The organism is Alteromonas sp. MmMcT2-2, from assembly GCF_022348305.1.
GTDB classification, from domain to species: domain Bacteria; phylum Pseudomonadota; class Gammaproteobacteria; order Enterobacterales; family Alteromonadaceae; genus Alteromonas; species Alteromonas macleodii.
Window position 1 is genome coordinate 1 of sequence record NZ_JAKRFA010000116.1, and the last position, 1,261, is coordinate 1,261.

The 1,261-nt window shown below is 46.5% G+C and carries 1 protein-coding gene; it reads right to left on the reverse strand.

Going from position 1 to position 1,261, the window contains the following annotated elements; translation table 11 throughout:
- Nucleotides 1-31 precede the first annotated feature (31 nt).
- A protein-coding gene (locus tag MHM99_RS21075) for an IS3-like element ISAma1 family transposase (RefSeq protein WP_085929700.1) occupies nucleotides 32-1,200 on the reverse strand; the annotation gives its coding sequence in 2 pieces (ribosomal slippage) (nucleotides 32-951 and nucleotides 951-1,200; 1,170 coding nt in all).
- Nucleotides 1,201-1,261: the final 61 nt, after the last annotated feature.

Sequence of the window (1,261 nt, forward strand, 5' to 3'; positions counted from 1 at the left end):
TGACGTGGTCAACCAAAATCACACAACCCAGTTAAGCCGCTTTTTGTAAGTTAGCCATGTCAGCCTCATATTGATTTGGACTCTTGTAATCCAGATATGAGTGCATTCGCTGACTGTTATAAAACATAGTGATGTATTGCAGAATATCCTGCTGGGCAGCACGGCGACTCTGGTAGTGACGCCACTGCACTCGCTCTTGTTTCAATGTGCCGAAGAAGCTTTCTACGACGGCATTGTCCCAACAATCACCTTTCCTGCTCATGCTACCTGTTACCTTGTATTGCGTCAGTAACTGTCTAAATTGTCGGCTTGCGTATTGAGAGCCGCGATCCGAATGATGTATCAGGCCCACTTTAGGTTTACGTTGCCACAAAGCCATCGTTAAGGCATCACACACAAGCTGGGCATTCATCCGCGATGCCATACTCCAGCCCACGATTTTTCGTGAGAATAAGTCAATCACTACGGCCAGATACAGCCAGCCTTCTTGCGTCCAGATGTAGGTAATGTCAGAGACATACGCCTGGTCTGGCTTTTGAGCATCAAAGTCGCGTGACAGCACGTTATCGAAGACAGGTTGCTGATGGTCGCTGTTAGTCGTGACTTTGTATTTTCTACGTCGTCTGACGCTCACTCCAGCTTCTTTCATCAAGGCTCTCGTTCGCTGTTTTCCAACCGGATAACCAAGCGAATTCAACGCGCGTTTCATACGTCTTACGCCATAGGTAAAGTCACTGGCATCTGCTACTTTCTGTACCCACTCAATTAACTCATCATGTTGCGGATCCGGTTCAATGTGTTCCTTGCGTCGCACGGCACTATAGTAATTACAGCGACTGACACCAAGAATCTCGCACATCAGGCTAATCGGCCAGGTCTTCTTATGTTGGGTGATGAAACCGTATTTTACTTGGTTTCTTTGGCAAAGAAGACCGTTGCCTTTTTTAAGATCTCTTTCTCCATTTTCAGGCGCTTATTCTCTGCTCGCAGTTGGCGAATTTCTTCCTGCTCGGGCGTCAACTTACCATTGCCACGAAATGCGTGAGCCCCTTCTGATTCTTGCTCTTTAAGCCAGCGGCCTAACATATTGGCACTGATACCAAGACTGCGAGCAGCCTCAGTAATCTTGTAATTTTGTTCTGTAACCAGACTCACCGCATCCAGTTTGAATTCTTTCGAGTAGCTTTTTCGGGTTTTCATATACACTCCAGTTGAGATAATTATCTCTTAACTGGGTGTGTGAATCTATTGGAGCACGTCA